10 protein-coding genes and 1 tRNA gene are annotated in these 16,159 nt (G+C 66.6%); 7 read left to right on the top strand and 4 right to left on the bottom strand.

From position 1 onward, the window contains the following. Nucleotides 1–10 precede the first annotated feature (10 nt). From JNO53_RS05185 to JNO53_RS05175, 3 genes are all read right to left on the bottom strand, one after another. On the bottom strand, nucleotides 11–1,525 hold the full coding sequence (locus JNO53_RS05185; protein WP_203108365.1) for a sulfatase-like hydrolase/transferase: 1,515 nt from the start codon (nucleotides 1,523–1,525) through the stop codon (nucleotides 11–13). A gap of 1 nt (nucleotide 1,526) precedes the next feature. Continuing rightward, nucleotides 1,527–2,945 carry a sulfatase family protein gene (locus tag JNO53_RS05180; protein WP_203108363.1) on the bottom strand — a complete coding sequence of 473 codons (1,419 nt, stop codon included), beginning with the start codon at nucleotides 2,943–2,945 and terminating at the stop codon, nucleotides 1,527–1,529. 87 nt (nucleotides 2,946–3,032) lie between these two features. Next, a complete protein-coding gene (locus JNO53_RS05175) occupies nucleotides 3,033–4,739 on the bottom strand; it encodes an arylsulfatase (RefSeq protein WP_203108361.1) in 1,707 nt (568 codons plus the stop codon). Nucleotides 4,740–5,113: 374 nt separating this feature from the next. Between JNO53_RS05175 and JNO53_RS05170 the strand changes: the two genes are divergently transcribed. From JNO53_RS05170 to JNO53_RS05150, 5 genes are read left to right on the top strand one after another with little or no spacing between them, the layout of a single operon-like run. Further along, nucleotides 5,114–7,825 (top strand): TonB-dependent receptor, encoded by a 2,712-nt coding sequence (locus JNO53_RS05170; RefSeq protein ID WP_203108359.1) that lies wholly within the window; start codon nucleotides 5,114–5,116, stop codon nucleotides 7,823–7,825. 45 nt (nucleotides 7,826–7,870) lie between these two features. Continuing rightward, nucleotides 7,871–9,442 (top strand): sulfatase family protein, encoded by a 1,572-nt coding sequence (locus tag JNO53_RS05165; RefSeq protein WP_203108357.1) that lies wholly within the window; start codon nucleotides 7,871–7,873, stop codon nucleotides 9,440–9,442. Between the two features lie 52 nt (nucleotides 9,443–9,494). Next, nucleotides 9,495–11,069, top strand: coding sequence for a sulfatase (locus tag JNO53_RS05160; RefSeq protein ID WP_203108355.1), 1,575 nt, complete (start codon nucleotides 9,495–9,497; stop codon nucleotides 11,067–11,069). Further along, a complete protein-coding gene (locus tag JNO53_RS05155) occupies nucleotides 11,066–12,205 on the top strand; it encodes a hypothetical protein (protein WP_203108353.1) in 1,140 nt (379 codons plus the stop codon). Before JNO53_RS05160 ends, JNO53_RS05155 begins: the two co-directional genes overlap by 4 nt. Beyond that, entirely contained in the window at nucleotides 12,205–14,097 is a 1,893-nt protein-coding gene (locus JNO53_RS05150; RefSeq protein ID WP_203108351.1) for a family 43 glycosylhydrolase, read from the top strand. Before JNO53_RS05155 ends, JNO53_RS05150 begins: the two co-directional genes overlap by 1 nt. 158 nt (nucleotides 14,098–14,255) lie before the next feature. On the opposite strand, the gene JNO53_RS05145 is transcribed toward JNO53_RS05150, so the two are convergent. Continuing rightward, nucleotides 14,256–14,330: transfer RNA gene (locus tag JNO53_RS05145), tRNA-Gly, on the bottom strand. 174 nt (nucleotides 14,331–14,504) lie between these two features. Here JNO53_RS05145 and trxA point away from each other — a divergent pair. Together trxA and JNO53_RS05135 are read left to right on the top strand one after the other, a co-directional pair. Further along, nucleotides 14,505–15,419, top strand: coding sequence for a thioredoxin (trxA, locus tag JNO53_RS05140; RefSeq protein WP_203109031.1), 915 nt, complete (start codon nucleotides 14,505–14,507; stop codon nucleotides 15,417–15,419). 4 nt (nucleotides 15,420–15,423) lie between these two features. Next, the gene (locus JNO53_RS05135; protein WP_238401652.1) at nucleotides 15,424–16,071 is read left to right on the top strand and encodes an LON peptidase substrate-binding domain-containing protein; all 648 of its coding nucleotides are present in this window, start codon (nucleotides 15,424–15,426) and stop codon (nucleotides 16,069–16,071) included. The last annotated feature ends 88 nt before the right edge of the window (nucleotides 16,072–16,159 follow it).

Raw genomic sequence — 16,159 nt, 5'->3', positions numbered from 1 at the left:
GGCCATGCCTCTAGTCGGCGGGCGGGAGCTTTTCCATCGCGCGGTGATACGAGGGCAGGCGCGCGAGCCATGCCTTGAGCTTTGCCAACAGCCGCGCATGCCGGCCGGGCTCGGTTGCCGCCAGGTCCGTCGACTCGGCCGGGTCCCGCGCGATGTTGTAGAGCTCGGCATCGGCGCCGCCGTCGTTCGCAAGCAGCTTCCAGTCGCCGTCGCGCACTGCGAAGCGCGGCGAAACGTCATGCGGCTCGCTCGGCTTTGCCACGGCCGGATAGCCCTCGCGGCCGAAGCTCCAGAAGACGGGCGGACGCTCGGTCACAGGCCGGCCCTCCAGCACGGGCGAAAGGTCGATGCCGACGCTGCCGGCCGGCGCCTTCACGCCGATGATGCTCGCGATCGTCGGCAGGAAGTCGACCCCATGGCCGATCGTCGTCTGGTCGCGGGTGCCGCCCTTCATATGCCCGCGCCAATGGAGGATCAGCGGCTGCCGGATGCCGCCCTCGTAGAGACTGAACTTGCGGCCGCGCAGACCCGTGGTGCTGCCCGGCGCGCTCTTGCCGCCACCATAGTAGCGATCGAGCGACGAGGGGCCGTTGTCGGAGGTGAAGAGGATCAACGTGTTGTCGAGTTCGCCCATCTGGTCGAGGCGGTCGAAAAGCCTTCCGAGCGTGCGGTCCATCTTGACCAGCGAGGCGAGCATGCGATCGTCATCCGAGGATTCGCCTCGTCCCATGACCTCCGCCAGCGATTCATCGTCGGGCGCCCAGGGGTCGTGGATGTCGTTGAGCCAGAGGTTCACGAACCAGGGTTCGTCCGCATGCTGCGCGACGAAATCGACCGTCATGTCGCAGTAGAGATCGGTCAGCCGGGTCTTGATCTCCCAGAAGCGCGGCCCGTTGCCGAGCGCGTCCGATTGTTCGGCGAGGAAGCGCTCTTCGTCGGAAACGAGTACGCGCGGGCCGAGCCCCTCGAAAGTGGTGAAGCTCTGGTCGAAGCCGTAAGCCGTCGGGCGGGGTGCATCGCCGACGTCGCGACCGCCGCCGAGGTGCCACTTGCCGATATGCGCCGTGCTGTAGCCGGCATCGTCGAGCAGGCGCGCGATGGTCGGCAGGTCAGGGTCGAGCCAGTCGGCCTGGCCGAGCTCGGCATTGCGCGCGCGGCTGGCGGTTATGGCGACGAAGCCGACGCTCGCGGGATAGCGGCCGGTCAGGAAGCCCGCCCGGGATGAGGAACAGATCGGGGCGGGATCATAGAATTGGTTGAGCAGCACACCCTCGCGCGCCAGCTTGTCGAGATGAGGCGTATCGACCTTCGTGTTGCCCATCACCGACAAGTCCCCGAAGCCCATGTCGTCGACCAGGACAAACAGGATATTGGGCCGCTTTCCGGCTTCGGCGGAGACCGGCGCCTTGGGCGGGGTTTGCGCCGAGGCGCCCACCGGCAGCATGGCGGCCGCGGCGAGCGCCATCGCGGCCGCGGTCATCGCGCGGCGCGCAAACGGACGAGGAGCCGGAAGCGAAGCAGCCATATCAGCTTCCTTCGCCTTCCATGGGGCCGCGCTCGAAGCGCGGCTTGACCGGCACCGCACCGCTGTCGCCCTGCTCCTTGCGCCAGTTCGCCAGCCTCTCACGCAGTTCGCGCAGCGTGCCGGCATAGCGCGGGTCGTTTGCCAGGTTCACCTTCTCGGCCGGGTCGGCCTGAAGATCGTATAATTCTTCGGGCGGCCGCCTGTAGTAGCTGTCGACGATGGCCTTGGCTGCGGGATCGCGAGCGGCGGCCTCGCGCCACGATGGGAAGTAGGCTCCTGAATCGGTCCGCATGACCTTCAGGTCGACATGCGTCGTATAGGTCCAGTCGGGATGCAGATTGTGGATGTACTTCCATCGATCGGTGCGGATGCTGCGCATCGGATAGACGTTGACCCGGCCGTCATTGTTGTGGGTGGTGAAGATCTCCTCCCTCCCGGCCGGCTGCCCGCCGACGCCGAACAGGCTGGAGAAGGATCGCCCGTCGATGTTCTCGGGTGGCGTGCCGCCTGCGATCTGCATCATCGTCGGCAGAATATCGATCCAGCTGACCATCGCGTCGGTTCGCGCGCCAGCCGTCACATGGCCGTTCCAGCGAACGACCATCGGCACGCGCGTCCCGGTGTCGTAGAGATTCCACTTGCCGAAAGGCCACTGTGTTCCGTGATCGGCCGAATACAGGACGAAGGTGTCGTCCCCGAGAACCGAGTCGACCGCATCCATCGTTGCGGCCAGATCCTGATCCATTCGCGTGACCGCCGCGTAGAAGCGCGCGCGAGCGTCGCGGGTGATGGGCGTATCGACCGTCTTCGGCGGCAGATCGAGGGCATCGGGATCGTAGCCCTCCGTCGTCCTGGGCCAGGGAACGTGCGGCCAGTTGGTGCCGACAAACATCGCCAGCGGCCGCTTGTCCTTGCGCGCCTTCAGCCATTCGACCGCGGCCGGGATCGCCTTGTGATCGTGGAAGGTGTCGTTGGCATAGAAGTCGAACCCGTAGGCTCCCGTATGTTCGTAGTGAGCGACCTTGCCGAACGCGACAACCTGGTAACCCAGCTCCTGCAGATAGGACGGAAGCTTGCGGATCGCCGCGTCGGCGCGGTCGTGATTGGCCTCCGCGCCGTTGCGCGCCGGCATCAGCCCGGTCAGCAGCGCCGCGCGGCTCGGTGCGCAGGCGGGCGATGCGACAAAGGCTCGATCGAAGGTCATGCCCTGCGAAGCCAGTCGATCGAGCGCCGGGGTGCGGACGTTGCTGTCGCCGCCGATCGACACGTCGGCCTGGCTGAGGTCATCGGCCAGGAAGATCACCATGTCGGGCCGGTTAGCTGCTTCGCTGTTCCGCGCGGCTGCCGGCGATGTTCCGGCGAGGCCAAGGGTCAGCGCCAGAGACCCGAGAAGCGCCATGCGGCGGGAAAGATCGGCCATCTCAATTGCTCCTGGAGTGATTGAAAGAAGAGGCGCTGAGCAGGGCGCAGGCGGCTGCGCGGCCGTGGTCCGGCAAGGAACCCGGGACTACTCCGCGATGCCACGGCTGCGCCGACGCTCGCGTGTCCGCGCTCTCGTTGGCCGGGATTCCTCGCGTTCCATCGCGAGCGGGCTTCCCCAGTCGGTGCGTCGCAGGTCGTCCGTCCAGGGATCGACGAAGGTGCGTTCGGCCCAGCGGTCCCAGGCCGCCGCCAGGGTCCGCATCCGATCGGGCTGGGAAGCGGCCAAGTCGACCATTTCCGTGCGGTCGGTCGCAATATCAAACAGCTGCCACGGGTGTCCCAGGCGCTTGACCGCCTTCCACTGCCCGTCGCGGATCGCGCGGTTGCCTTCGTGTGCCCAGAACAGCGGCTTCCCGCGCGCCACGCTCTGGCCGCGGAGCAGCGGGAAGAGGCTGATGCCTTCCACCGGCAGGATGGCATGACCGTCGTATCGAGCCGGATATGTCGCACCGGCAGCCGCAAGCACGGTGGGCATGATGTCGATGACGTGGCCCGGCGTTCGTTCGAGATCCCCCCGGCGCTGCGCGGCGATACCCTGGGGCCAGTGCGCGATCAGCGGAGTTGCGATCCCCCCTTCCTGCGTAAAATGCTTGAAGTAGCGGAAGGGCGTATTCTGGAGCTGAGCCCAGTTCATGCCCGCCCATACGTTGCTGGTCGGACCGCCCCATGGCTCGCGCCCCGTGCGGCCCTGCGGCCCGGACTCCGCATTTCCGCCATTGTCGGACAGGATCAGGATCAGCGTATTGTCGAACTGGCCGGTCGATTTCAGGTGCGTCACGAGCCGGCCGACCGATTGGTCGAGCCGGTGGATGGTGGCCGCATAGACCGCCATCATCCGGTCGAACCGCACCTTCTCCTTCGCGCTCAGCCCATCCCAGTCATCGCCGGATTCGAGTTCTTCGGGTAGTCCCTTGTTGGGGCCGATCAGGCCCATTTCCTGCTGCCGTGCAAAACGCGCCCGGCGCAGCGCTTCCCATCCGGTGCGATAGCTGCCCACGAAGCGGTCGATGTCCGCTTTCGGCGCCATCAGCGGAAAGTGCGGCGCGACATGAGCCAGATAGAGGAAGAACGGTTTGTTCTGCGTCCGCGCTTCTTCGATGAAACGAACGCCCCAGTTCGTCCAGAGATCGGTGCCGTACCAGCCCGCCGGACCGAGGATCGGATCATCGAGTTCGACCCGCCTGCCATCGAGCAGAAGATGGCGATCGTCGCGCCGCCCGTTCGGGGTGCGGAACTGCTGATCCGCGAAATAGATGCCGCCCGCGACCGCAGACAGGGACCGGTCGAAACCGCGGGTCGCGGGCGTCGTGCCCGGCGCATTGCCCAGGTGCCACTTGCCCGCCATCGCGGTCAGATAGCCGGCATCGCGCAGCACTTGCGCGATCGTCACGCTACGCTCGTGCAGTCGGCCGAACGTGCCCCGTGATCGCGGTTCGCGTTTGCCTGACAGATAGCCCATGCCCGCTTGATGCGGGTTGAGCCCGGTTAGCAGCGCTGCGCGGGTCGGGCTGCAGCGGGCATTGTTGTAGAATTGCGTGAAGCGGATGCCGTCCGCGGCGAGTGCATCGATGTTGGGGGTCGGTATTTCTCCCCCGTAGCTCGAGAAATCGGAAAAACCCATGTCGTCCGCGAGGATGATTACGACGTTGGGGCGCTCTGCGGCCTGAGCATGAACGCGCTGCGACATCGAGGCGAACAGCAGCATCATTCCGACGACGAATGCCCGGTACATATCTCGACTCCCCGCTTAAATTTTTCTGCATATTAATATGATTATTTGCCACTGCGCAAGCGTCCGGCGTCGGGGGCAATCCCCTTTCACAGACCGCCTCCAGTCGCGCCAATTTTCCGCCTCGAGACGACAGCCGGATGGCCTTTCCGCGAATACCTCTAAATGATATAAGTATGATTTATATTGTCACGAGAGAGGTTCGAAGCTAGGCAACGCGACGCGCCCCGGGGCGCATCAGGGGACGCGGTGCGATGCCCGGCATCGAATCACTCGCGGCGCCGGCCGATTTTCTCGCGCCGGCGGATCCTCACGGAAGATCAGATCGACCGCCTCGTCTTCGCGGCGGTGTACGAAAAAGTATTGGGGAGGCAATTTTGCAGATCACGAAATTCATCGGCTGGGGCACGTCCGCCGCCGCTCTGGCAGCGGCCTTGCCGGCGCAGGCGCAGTCGGACACTCCGGCGCAGCAACAGCCCACCGCCGACTCCGCTGATGCGGGGCAGGAGATTGTCGTCACCGGCATCCGCGCGGCATTGCGGAGCGCGGAAGAGCGCAAGCGCACTGCCGATGTGGTCGTCGACGGAATCAGTGCGGACGACATCGGCCTGCTCCCGGATGTCTCCATCTCGGAATCGCTGACCCGCATCAGTGGCGTGACCGCCAACGACACGCCGCGGGGTGCCGATCAGGTCGCGATCCGCGGCCTCGGCCCGGATCTCGTTTCAACCGAGTACAACGGGCGCATCCTGCCGACGGCGGACGGCGTCAATCGCCGTGTCGGGCTTGGCGGACTTCCGTCGGAGGGTCTGCGCGGCGCCTTCGTCCAGAAGACCCCCGACGCCGAATCCATCGAAGGCGGAGTCGCGGGCATCCTCTCGCTGGAATCGATTCGCCCTCTGGAGAGCCGGCGCAAGGGCCTGACGCTCGTGGTGCGGGGCCTCTACGACGACATGACCGACGCCTACAGCGACGCGGAAGAGTCGCAGCCGTTCGGCGTTCGCGGCGAAGCGACGTTCGTCGGCAACATCACCGATACGCTCGCAGTCTCGCTTACCTATGCCGGCCTCAAGGACGACAACGTCCTGAGCGGGGTTCAGCTCGAGAACTGGCGCACGGGTACCGGGCCGCGCACCGACGTCGACGGGGATGGCGAGGCCGACGTGCTGCCCTCCAACGCCGGGCCGATCGCCAGCTTCTTCAACACCGAACGCCACACCGGGATGGGCATGATCCAGTGGCAGGCGAGCCCCGCGATCCTCGTCAGCATCGACGGCCTCTATTCCGACGAGAAGAACGACGTGCAGTCCCGCCGGTTCTTCGCCTTCAACCTGTTCGGGGGCGAACTGGGCGCGCCCACGAACGCGACCGTCGAGAACGGCACCGTGACGGCGTTCGAGGGGCAGACCGCCCTCTATCGCGGCGTCGCCAACGGCAATGCGATCAACGACAGCACTTATGGCGGCGGGATCAATTTCGAGGTCGACGATGGCGGCCCGCTGACGTTGAACGCGGACTTTTCCTACTTCCGGGCGAGCCGCGACCGCTTCACGCCCGTCGTCACCTTCGACACCGACGGGACGACACCCCCGTCCCAGCGTCGCGGCTTCTCCTACGACATCCGCGACCGCAGCAATGTCCAGTTCGGGTTCGAACCCGTCGCCGCCGGCGACTTCGCGATTCAGCAGGTGAACACCACCGCCCAGCAATCCAGCGATACGATCAAGGCGGGGCGGCTCGACTTCAACTACGAGTTGGGAGCAGGCCTCCTTCGTTCGATCGACTTCGGGCTGCGCTACGACAATCGCCGCCACGCCCAACTGGTCGATCAGACGCGCTATACGTTCGCCAATCTCGATGCACGGCCCGATCTGGACGATTCCCATCTCGGGCTTTCGTCGAACCCGTTCGCTTCGAAAGCGGACCTGTTCGGCGGGCAGAGCGCGGTCGCGTTCCCTTACTACGATTTCGACGCGATCTACGCCCTCGGCATCGGGGCGGACAACGTCATCGTCGACGACATGTTCGAGAACCAGCTCGGGGCAAGCTTCGAGATCGAGGAGGACACGTTCGCTCTCTATAGCCAGGCGAACCTGGAGGCCGGAGGCCTGTCGGGCAACGTCGGCCTGCGCTACGTCCTGACGGACATCGATTCGCGCGGGCAAGTGGGCACGACGCCCGCGGATGTCGCCGATCAGAGCGTGCACAACAGCTATTCCTATCTGCTGCCCTCGCTCAACCTGCGCTACGAGCTGACGCCCAATCTCATCGCCAGACTGGGCGCGGCGCGCACCCTGTCGCGTCCCTTGTTCGAGCAGATGCGGATCGGCACCGCGATCAACGTCGAGGAACTCGAGACGGGAACCGTCAACGTGGTCCGGGGCAACCCGGAACTGGCGCCGTTCACCGCCGACGGCGTCGATCTCGGTCTGGAATGGTATCCCGACTCCGCCACGTCGATCGCGGTCGCGGGCTATTACAAGTCGGTCACCAACTTCACCACCAACGAACAGCGCACCGGCACCATCGTGCTGCCGGACGGCACGCCGGTAACGGCGAACATCACCGAATTCGTGAACGACCCGGAGAAGCGCTATTTTGCCGGCGTCGAAGTGCAGCTTCGCAAGGATTTCGATTTCCTGCCGGGCCTCCTTTCGAACTTCGGTGTGCAGGCGAACTACAACTTCAACGACACCGACGCACGCGAGGTGTTCACCTCGCTCTCCGGGCCGGCGGCCGTTTCCACGACGGTCGAGGTTCTGCCGATCAACCTCTCCAAGCATGTGCTCAACGCGATCCTCTATTACGATTCGCGTCCGTTCAACATGCGGCTCGCCTATCGCTACTACAGCGAATATTCGCGGCGCTTCGCCAGCGGGTACCAGCTCCAGCCGGGCGGGCAGCTCGATTTCAACTTCGGGGCCCGGATTGCGGAGGACGTTCGGCTGATCGGAACCGTGACCAATGTGCTGGGCAGCGGCCTCTACCGCCTGACCGAGGACAGCCGCGATCCCAGCAACGATCGCATCCTGCAGTTCTACGGCAATCGCGGGCGCAACTTCACGCTCGGGCTGCGCGTGCAGTTCTGACGTGATGGTGGGTGCCCCTCGCCGTCCGAATGGGCAGAGAGCCGCATGAGCAGGATCACGCGGCGCGGAATGCTGCGCGGCAGCGCGGCGGCGGTATGCGCCGTCTCGCTGCCGGCGGCAGCGTCGCCGCGCCGACCGAACATCGTCGTGATCTATGCCGACGATCTCGGCTACGGCGATCTCGGCTGCTACGGCGCGGCCGGGATCCGCACGCCCAATATCGATCGGCTGGCAGCGCGGGGCACGCGCTTCACGGATGCGCATTCGCCGTCGGCGACATGCACGCCGTCGCGCTACGCGCTGCTGACCGGCGACTACGCCTGGCGGGCGTCGGGCACACAGATCCTGCCGGGCGACGCACCGGCGCTCATCCGGCCCGGGCAGTTCACCTTGCCAGCCATGCTGAAGGCGGCCGGTTACGCAACCGGCCTGGTCGGCAAATGGCACCTGGGTCTGGGGGACGGCGAGGTCGACTGGAACGGCCGGATCGCCCCCGGGCCGCTCGACGTCGGTTTCGACCAGGCGTTCTTCATCCCGGCGACACTCGATCGCGTGCCCACCGTCCTGATCGATGGGCGCCATGTCGTGAACCTCGACCCGGCCGACCCCATTGAGGTGAACTACAAGACCCGGATCGGCGACGAACCGACCGGCGTGGCGAATCCGGAACTGCTGAAGTTCGGCGCCGACCCCGAACATTCCGACACCATCGTGAACGGCATCAGCCGCATCGGCTATATGACCGGCGGGCGGGCCGCACGCTGGGAAGACGAGGAGCTGACGGACCAGCTGCTCGGCAAGGCGAAAGCGTTCGTATCGGCTCGGAGGGATGCCCCCTTCTTCCTCTATTTCGCGATGAACGAGCCGCATGTGCCGCGCGCGCCGCATCCGCGGTTCGCCGGCAAATCCGGCATGGGACCTCGCGGCGATGCGATCCTCCAGCTCGACTGGACCGTCGGCGAATTGATGCGCACGCTCGAGGAACTCGGCATCGCGGACGATACGCTGGTCGTCTTCAGCAGCGACAACGGACCCGTGCTGTTCGACGGATACGAGGACCAGGCGGTCGAACTGGCGGGCGAGCATCGCCCCTCCGGCCCCTACCGCAGCGGCAAGTACAGCATCTTCGAAGGCGGCACCCGCGTTCCGATGATCACCTGCTGGCCGGGACAGATCCCTGCGGACCGCGTGTCGGACGCACTGGTGGATCACGTCGATCTCCTCGCCTCGCTGGCCGCGCTGGTGGGAGAGGCGCTTCCGCATGACAGCGCGGTAGACAGCCTGAACCTGCTTCCCGCGTTCATGGGCCGGACCGATCGAGGCCGCGCTTTCGTGGTCGAGGACACCAAACTCATGGTGACCACAGGAAAATCGGTGGCAAGCAGCGGGGAGCGCGTTCTGGCGCTTCGCGCGGGCGACTGGAAGCTGATCCGGGCGAGCACCGAACCGCACGAATTTCACGGCAACGTCATCGGCACTCAGCCGCACCACCAGCTCTACGACCTGGCCAGCGACCCGGGAGAGCGGAACGATCTGGCGTCCGACATGCCCGATCGGACACGCGAGCTTGCCGCAATGCTCGATCGAATCGAACAGGCCGGGCGAACGCGGCCGTGAAGCTTTACTGGCGTCTCGGACGCCCAAGACTGAAATGCAGGAGGGAGATCTGATGCACTTGCCCAAGCTTGCGAAGCGGATGTTCGGACTGATGGCCGCCACGGCCCTCGCCGGCTGCGCACAGACCACGCTGCCGCAGGCGGCAGGCGCGACGCCGGCCCAGGCGGCGGCGGAGCGGCCCAACGTGCTCTTCATCCTCGTGGACGACCTCAAGCCGGCGCTGGGTGCGTTCGGCGATCCCTACGCGATCAGCCCCAATATCGACGCGCTCGCGGCTCGCGGCACGCGGTTCGAGCATGCCTATGCCAACCAGGCCGTCTGCGCCCCCAGCCGGATCAATCTGATGACGGGCACGCGCTCGACCTCGACCGGCATCTATCACTTCGGAATGGACCTGCGCGACTACATCCCCAACGCGGTGACGCTGCCCGAGCGGTTCAAGCAGGCCGGTTATCACACCGAAGCGATCGGCAAGGTCTATCATGTCGGCCACGGATCGAACGACGACCCGGCAAGCTGGTCGATCCCCTCGCACAAGGACAAGGTGGTCGAATACCTGCTGCGCGAAAGCACCGGCGGTCAGCCGACGCGCGAGGAAGCGCTGTTTTACGAAGTGCCGATCCCCGACGGGCAGGATGTCTTCGCCTATGCCCGCACGCTGCAGCGCGGCGCGGCGTTCGAGGCGCCGGACGTTCCGGACGACGCCTATGCCGATGGCCGCGTCGCGCGTTACGCCGCCGACCGGCTCGCCCGGCTGAAGGATGCGGAGGAGCCCTTCTTCCTCGCGGTCGGATTCGCCCGTCCGCACCTCCCGTTCTCGGTCCCGAAGAAGTACTGGGACCTCTACGATCCGCAGCACCTGCCGCTGCCCGACCGGGAGGTGCTGCCGGAGGGCGCACCGAAGTTCGCGGGCAAGATCGGCGGCGAGATCGTGGCTTACAAGCCGGTGCCCGAGGGACCTGGCAAGGACTATCCCGAAGCGCTGAAGCGGCGTCTCATGCACGGCTATTACGCCGGGGTCAGCTATGTCGATGCGCAGATCGGCTATCTGCTCGACGCGCTCGAGGCTCAGGGGCTACGGGACGATACGATAGTCGTGCTGTGGGGTGACCATGGCTATCACCTGGGCGACCACGGTCTGTGGACCAAGCACACCAATTACGAGCAGGCAGTCCGCCAGGCCATGATCCTCGCCGGGCCGGGAACGGGCGGTGCCGCGCGGGCGCCGGACCACGTGGTCGAGACGGTCGATCTCTATCCCACGCTGCTCGAGCTCGCCGGCATTTCGATGCCGAACGGTGCGCAGCACGTGGACGGCGAAAGCATCGTCCCGGTGCTGCGCGGCCAGCCCGCCGGGCTCGAGAATTTCGCCTATCACAGCTTCAACCGGCCCGACCGCATCGGTCAGGCGATCCGGACCGAGCGCTACCGACTGGTCCGCTGGACGCACGAGAAGACCGGCAAGGTCGACACCGAATTCTACGATCTGGAGGCCGATCCGGGCGAGACGCGCAATCTGGCCGGGACCATGCCCGAGGTGGAGGCGCGGCTGGCGGCGATTCTCGATGCACAGCCGGAGCCGAAGTCGGTCGACCTGCGGCACCAGCACAAGGGGAACGGGCAATGATCGGACGACTGCTGACGCCGGCCGCGCTGGCCGCTGCGATCCTGCCCGCACCGCTTGCGGCGCAGGGCGCGCTCGGGGCGAACTTCAACGAGCATTTCGAGGACGTCGATTACCGCGATCTCGAAAAAGCGGATGCCGAATGGCTGCGCATCTTCCTGCCCATGCCGCAGATCGACCGCGATACCGCCGCGGGGCACGGCGCCACGCGAACGCTGCTCGAGGCAAAGGCGCGTGGCTATCGCACGATCCTGTCGCTCAAATGGCCCTACCACGACAGCGACTTCCCCGAGGCCGGCAGCGCGGCATACGCGCGCGAGATCGCCCGTCTCGACGAGCTCCTGCCGGCGGTCATGGGTAAAGTCGACATCCTCGTGATCGGCAACGAGCCCTACATCGAAAGCCGCGAGCGCGACCGCGATCTCGACCTCAACCGGTTCTACGAGGGGATGGCACGCCACGTCATAGACTGGCGGCGCGAGCATTGCGGCGCCGAATGCCCGACGCGGCTGTACATGGGCGCGCTCAACCGCCTGGACCTCAAGCGTAACATCACCGAGTCCACCGATCGCTGGATGGCCTTCGTGCAGGAAACGCCGGAACTGGACGGCGTGGACATCCATCCGCACCTGCCCTCGATCGAGGCGTCGCAGCCGTTCCTCGACTACGTCCTCCCGCGCCTGCGGCCCGATCAGACGTTCCTGGCGACGGAATTCTCGCTGGTCCACTGGTGGAAGCAGCACATGCGGGAGCCTGTGGCTCCTGCTTTCGCCGAGCGCTACGGCCTGCCGCGCGGCGCCCGCAACTGGCAGGTGATCCGCGCCGCGATCGAGGAGCCATTCGCGAAGGAGCATTGGGACGATTTCCTGCGGTCGAGCCCGTGGTTCGAAACCCGCAAGGGCTATGTCGCCAACCAGATGCAGCGCTTCCGCGACACCGGGCGGCTGGCCGTCGCGACTTACGGCTTCAAGCAGGGCAGCTCGATGAGCAGCCGTTTCGGCCCGGACAAGACGCCGTGGCTGCTCAACAGCGTGTTCGCCCCGGCCACCATACGCCCCAACCCCGACGGGTCGGCCGCCGCGAATTATGCCTGGATCGACTCCTTCCGTGCCCTGCAGACCCAGGCGGAGAAAGACTGATGCGCCGCACCGCCCTTGCCACGTTGTTGCTGACCGCCGCGGCGGCGCCGCTCGCCGCGCAGGACGCGGCGAAGCCCACCGTTGCCGACGACATCTTCCTCGACCACCCCTCGATGGACCGCAATGCCACGGTCATGCCCCGGCCGGAGGCGCAGCCCGTGGCGCCGGTCTTCGCCGGCCGCGCGCTCGGTGATGCCGCGCTCGCCAGGGCCGAGGACGGCCGCTGGTTCCTGACCGGCACGACGCTCCGCACCGGCCAGCGGCACGGCGTTTCGTTATGGACGTCCAGTGACGGGCGCGACTGGACCGCGCACGGACCGGCGAAGATCTCGGGCCATGGCATCCGCGTCGGCGACACATCCGAACGCTACCTGGCACCCTCGGTCACAGTGGCGGGCGACACGCTCTACCTCGCATTCTCCGACAAGACGGGCTGCGCGCGCGTCGCGGTGGGCAAGGCCGCATCGCCGGGCGGCGCCTTCGCCGCGAGCCCATGCCTGATCGACGGCGCAAGCGACGTCTCGCTGTTCGTCGATGGCGGTGCCCGCTACCTGCTGTGGGGCGGCGGCTGGATCGCCAAGCTGGCGCCCGACCTGTCGCGCCTGGCCGAAGCCCCGCGCTTCCTGAAACCCGATCAGGCACTGTTCGCCAAATCGCCGCCGATCGGCAAGGACTGGCCGGTGCGCACCCACGTCGGGCGCAGCGGCGCGGCGATGTTCAAGCACGACGGCCGTTACTGGCTCGCCGCCAGCGACGTCACCGGCCGGCTGCGGACCGCGACCGACGACCTCTTCCTCGCCTCCGCCCCGACGCCCTACGGGCCGTTCTCCATGCGGATGCTGGCGGTGCCCCATGCCGGGCAGAGTTCGATCGTAACTCTTGCCGACGGGCGCCTCGCGGCCAGCTACAACCCCGATTGCGACGACGCCTTCGCGCTGTTCTGCGAACAGGTCGGTCTCATCCCGCTCGAAACGGCGCCCGACGGGCGGTTGCGTCAGGCAGCATCGATCCTGACCGAGGACAGCGCCGTCGCGGCACGCAGCCCGCTCGTCACCAGCGAGACGATGCGCGACCCCTCGGTCACGCTGGGCCACGACGGCTATTACTACCTCGTCGGCACGCTCGACGGCTACGGCTATCACCGGCCCGAGGGCGGGGTGAAGCTGTGGCGGTCGCGCGACCTGGAAACCTGGGAGGATCGCGGCTTCGTCTGGCAGTGGCAGGACATGGGCTACGACTTCGGCGGCCGCGTCGCCGAGCTCTGGGCGCCCGAGATCCGCTGGGTCGAGGCCGACCGGACCTACTACCTCGCGTTCTCGGTCATGGAGCGCGGGGTCGGGGGCAAGACCTGGCTCTACCGCTCCACCAGCGGCACCGCCGCCGGTCCGTACGAGAACGTGACCGACGGCCATTTCGTCGAGGGTATCGACGGCTTCCCGTTCGAGGACGACGACGGCCTCTATTTCCTCTGGGGCGGGGGCAGCATCGGCAAGCTCAATGCCGCACGCGACGGTTTCGAGGGCCCGGTGCGGAAGCTGGTGGACACCGACGGCGACCACGTCGGCTACGAAGGCAACGCGCTGATCAAGGTGAACGGCGTCTACTTTCTCACCGGCGCCGAATGGCATGGCCCGCTGCGCACGCACGGCACCTACGACATGATGTACGGCACGTCGAAGACCCTGTTCGGCCCCTACAGCCAGCGGCGGATGGGCGCCCCCCATGGCGGCCACGGCACGCCGTTCCGGGACAAGGAAGGGCGCTACTGGTACACAATGTTCGGCAACGATCCGACGGCGCCCTGGCGCATGCACTTCGGCCTGATCCCGATCGACATCGGCGATCCGGCCTCGATCGGAATACCGCGAATCGACAGCATAGCTCGAGATTGAGGGCCCGGCGGAGGCTGACTCGCCTCGTTTAGCCGTGCGTGAGCCCCTTCGCGCGCCGCCGACCGTTCGGCCTTCGGGCTGAACGCGAAGTGGCGTCCTTGATCGGCGACGGGTCGCGCGCGCAGCCTGCCCTACATCTGGTTCGCGAATGCTGAAAATGGAGCGGGCGAAGAGATTCGAACTCTCGACCCCAACCTTGGCAAGGTTGTGCTCTACCCCTGAGCTACGCCCGCTCACTGGCGCTGCCGGACGCCTCGCGTTCCGGCTGGAGGCGGCGCGATTAGCAGTGGTGACCGGGGGCCGCAAGGGGAAAATCGCGCGGCGCTTTTTCCTTCACAATTCGGGCAAAACACCCACATTGGCGGCTTGTTCGAACACCTAACGAATGGGAGCGCGCCTTGGCTAGCATGGGCCTCAATCTCGACGAGCAGAAGGCGGTCGACCGGTTCCGCAAGGACGTCGTCGAACCCTCGATGTCCAACCTCGTCATCCTCGATTTCTGGGCCGAGTGGTGCGGGCCGTGCAAGGCGCTTGCGCCGGTGCTGGAGAAAGTCGCGGCCGAATATGCGGACAAGGGCGTGGTGCTCGCCAAGCTCAACGTCGACGAGGAGCAGTTCATCGCGAGCCAGTTCCAGGTCCGCTCGATCCCGACGGTCTATGCGATGTTCCAGGGTCAGCCGGTGGCGGACCTCACCAATGCCCGCAGCGAATCGCAGCTGAAGCAGATGCTCGACCAGTTGCTGGAGCAGCTTCCGGTCAGCGGCGGGGATGGCGGCGCTGCGCAGCGGCAGGAGCAGGACGTCGCGCAGTTCGTCGCCATGGGCGAGCAGATCCTCGCCGACGGCGACGGGGAACGCGCTGCGGGCATCTTCGCCCAGGTGACCGAGATGATGCCGGACAACGCCGCAGCGCAGGCCGGGCTGATCCGCGCGCTGGTCGCCGCCGGGCGGCCGGACGAAGCGCAGGCGACGCTCGATGCGCTCGATCCGGTGCTGGCCGAGGATCCGGTGATCCGCACCGCGAAGAGCGCGCTCGAGCTTGCCGGAACGCAGGTCGACGAGGGCGAGCTGCAGGCGCTGCGCGCCGCGGCGGCCGAGGCGCCGGCGGACATGGACAAGCAGCTCGCCTTCGCCGAGGCGGCATTCGCGGCAAACCAGCGCGACGAGGCGGTGGACACGCTGCTGGCGATGATCGAACACGACCGCGAATGGAACGATGGTGCCGCGCGTGCCAAGCTGCTGCAAATCTTCGAGGCGGTCGGGCTGGAGGATCCCTGGGTCGTCGTGGTGCGGCGGCGATTGTCGAGGATCCTGTTCGGATGAGGCGATGCCGGGCCCGGTGGAGCGCGGAACGGTCGAGCCGATGACCACCCGCCTTTCGATCTTCCCGCTGCCGGGCGTGATCCTGTTCCCGGGGCTGCAACTGCCGCTCCACATCTTCGAGCCGCGCTACCGCGCGCTGGTCAGCGACGCGCTGGCGCGCGACCGGCGGATCGGGATGATCCAGCCGCATCGCGCCGCGGAAGGCGCACCGCTGTTCGCCATCGGCTGCATCGGCCGGATCGGCGAGGTCGAGGCGCTGGAGGACGGGCGTTACAACATCGTGCTCGACGGCGAGGCCCGGTTTCGCGTCGTGCGCGAAGTCGAGAGCGCCACGCCGTTCCGCAAGGTCGAGGCCGAACTGATCGGCGACGATGCCGACGAGGTGTTGAGCAGCATCGAACGTGCCGGTTTCGAGCGCGAGGCGCGCCGCTTCGCCGACGCCCAGGGCTATAGCGTCGACTGGGAATCGGTCGCGCGGCTCGACGACATGTCGCTGATCAACGGCGTGTCGCAGATCGCGCCATTCGATCCCGCATCGAAGCAGGCCCTGCTCGAAGTCGATACGCTGCGCGAACGCTGCGAGCTGCTGATCCAGTTGATGCAGTTCTATGGCCGCCGCGACGGCGATGAGGACCGGGTGACGCTCCAGTAGGGGCCCTCAAGCGCCGGGCGCGGGCCGTCCGGCCCGCTTGGCTATCCTCGCATAAGCTCGGGCGTGCGGTCGCGCTTGCGCTCAGCTA

It is taken from the genome of Altererythrobacter sp. C41 (assembly GCF_016803135.1).
Taxonomy (GTDB): domain Bacteria; phylum Pseudomonadota; class Alphaproteobacteria; order Sphingomonadales; family Sphingomonadaceae; genus Pelagerythrobacter.
This window is presented reverse-complemented; position numbering and strand designations above follow the sequence as displayed.

Bases quoted from the DNA above. Each gene is read 5' to 3' on its own strand.
- JNO53_RS05150 (WP_203108351.1), top strand. From the start codon at position 12,205: ATGCGCCGCACCGCCCTTGCCACGTTGTTGCTGACCGCCGCGGCGGCG.
- JNO53_RS05155 (WP_203108353.1), top strand. From the start codon at position 11,066: ATGATCGGACGACTGCTGACGCCGGCCGCGCTGGCCGCTGCGATCCTG.
- JNO53_RS05180 (WP_203108363.1), bottom strand. From the start codon at position 2,945: ATGGCCGATCTTTCCCGCCGCATGGCGCTTCTCGGGTCTCTGGCGCTG.
- trxA (WP_203109031.1), top strand. From the start codon at position 14,505: ATGGGCCTCAATCTCGACGAGCAGAAGGCGGTCGACCGGTTCCGCAAG.
- JNO53_RS05175 (WP_203108361.1), bottom strand. From the start codon at position 4,739: ATGTACCGGGCATTCGTCGTCGGAATGATGCTGCTGTTCGCCTCGATG.
- JNO53_RS05135 (WP_238401652.1), top strand. From the start codon at position 15,424: ATGCCGGGCCCGGTGGAGCGCGGAACGGTCGAGCCGATGACCACCCGC.
- JNO53_RS05165 (WP_203108357.1), top strand. From the start codon at position 7,871: ATGAGCAGGATCACGCGGCGCGGAATGCTGCGCGGCAGCGCGGCGGCG.
- JNO53_RS05185 (WP_203108365.1), bottom strand. From the start codon at position 1,525: ATGGCTGCTTCGCTTCCGGCTCCTCGTCCGTTTGCGCGCCGCGCGATG.
- JNO53_RS05160 (WP_203108355.1), top strand. From the start codon at position 9,495: ATGCACTTGCCCAAGCTTGCGAAGCGGATGTTCGGACTGATGGCCGCC.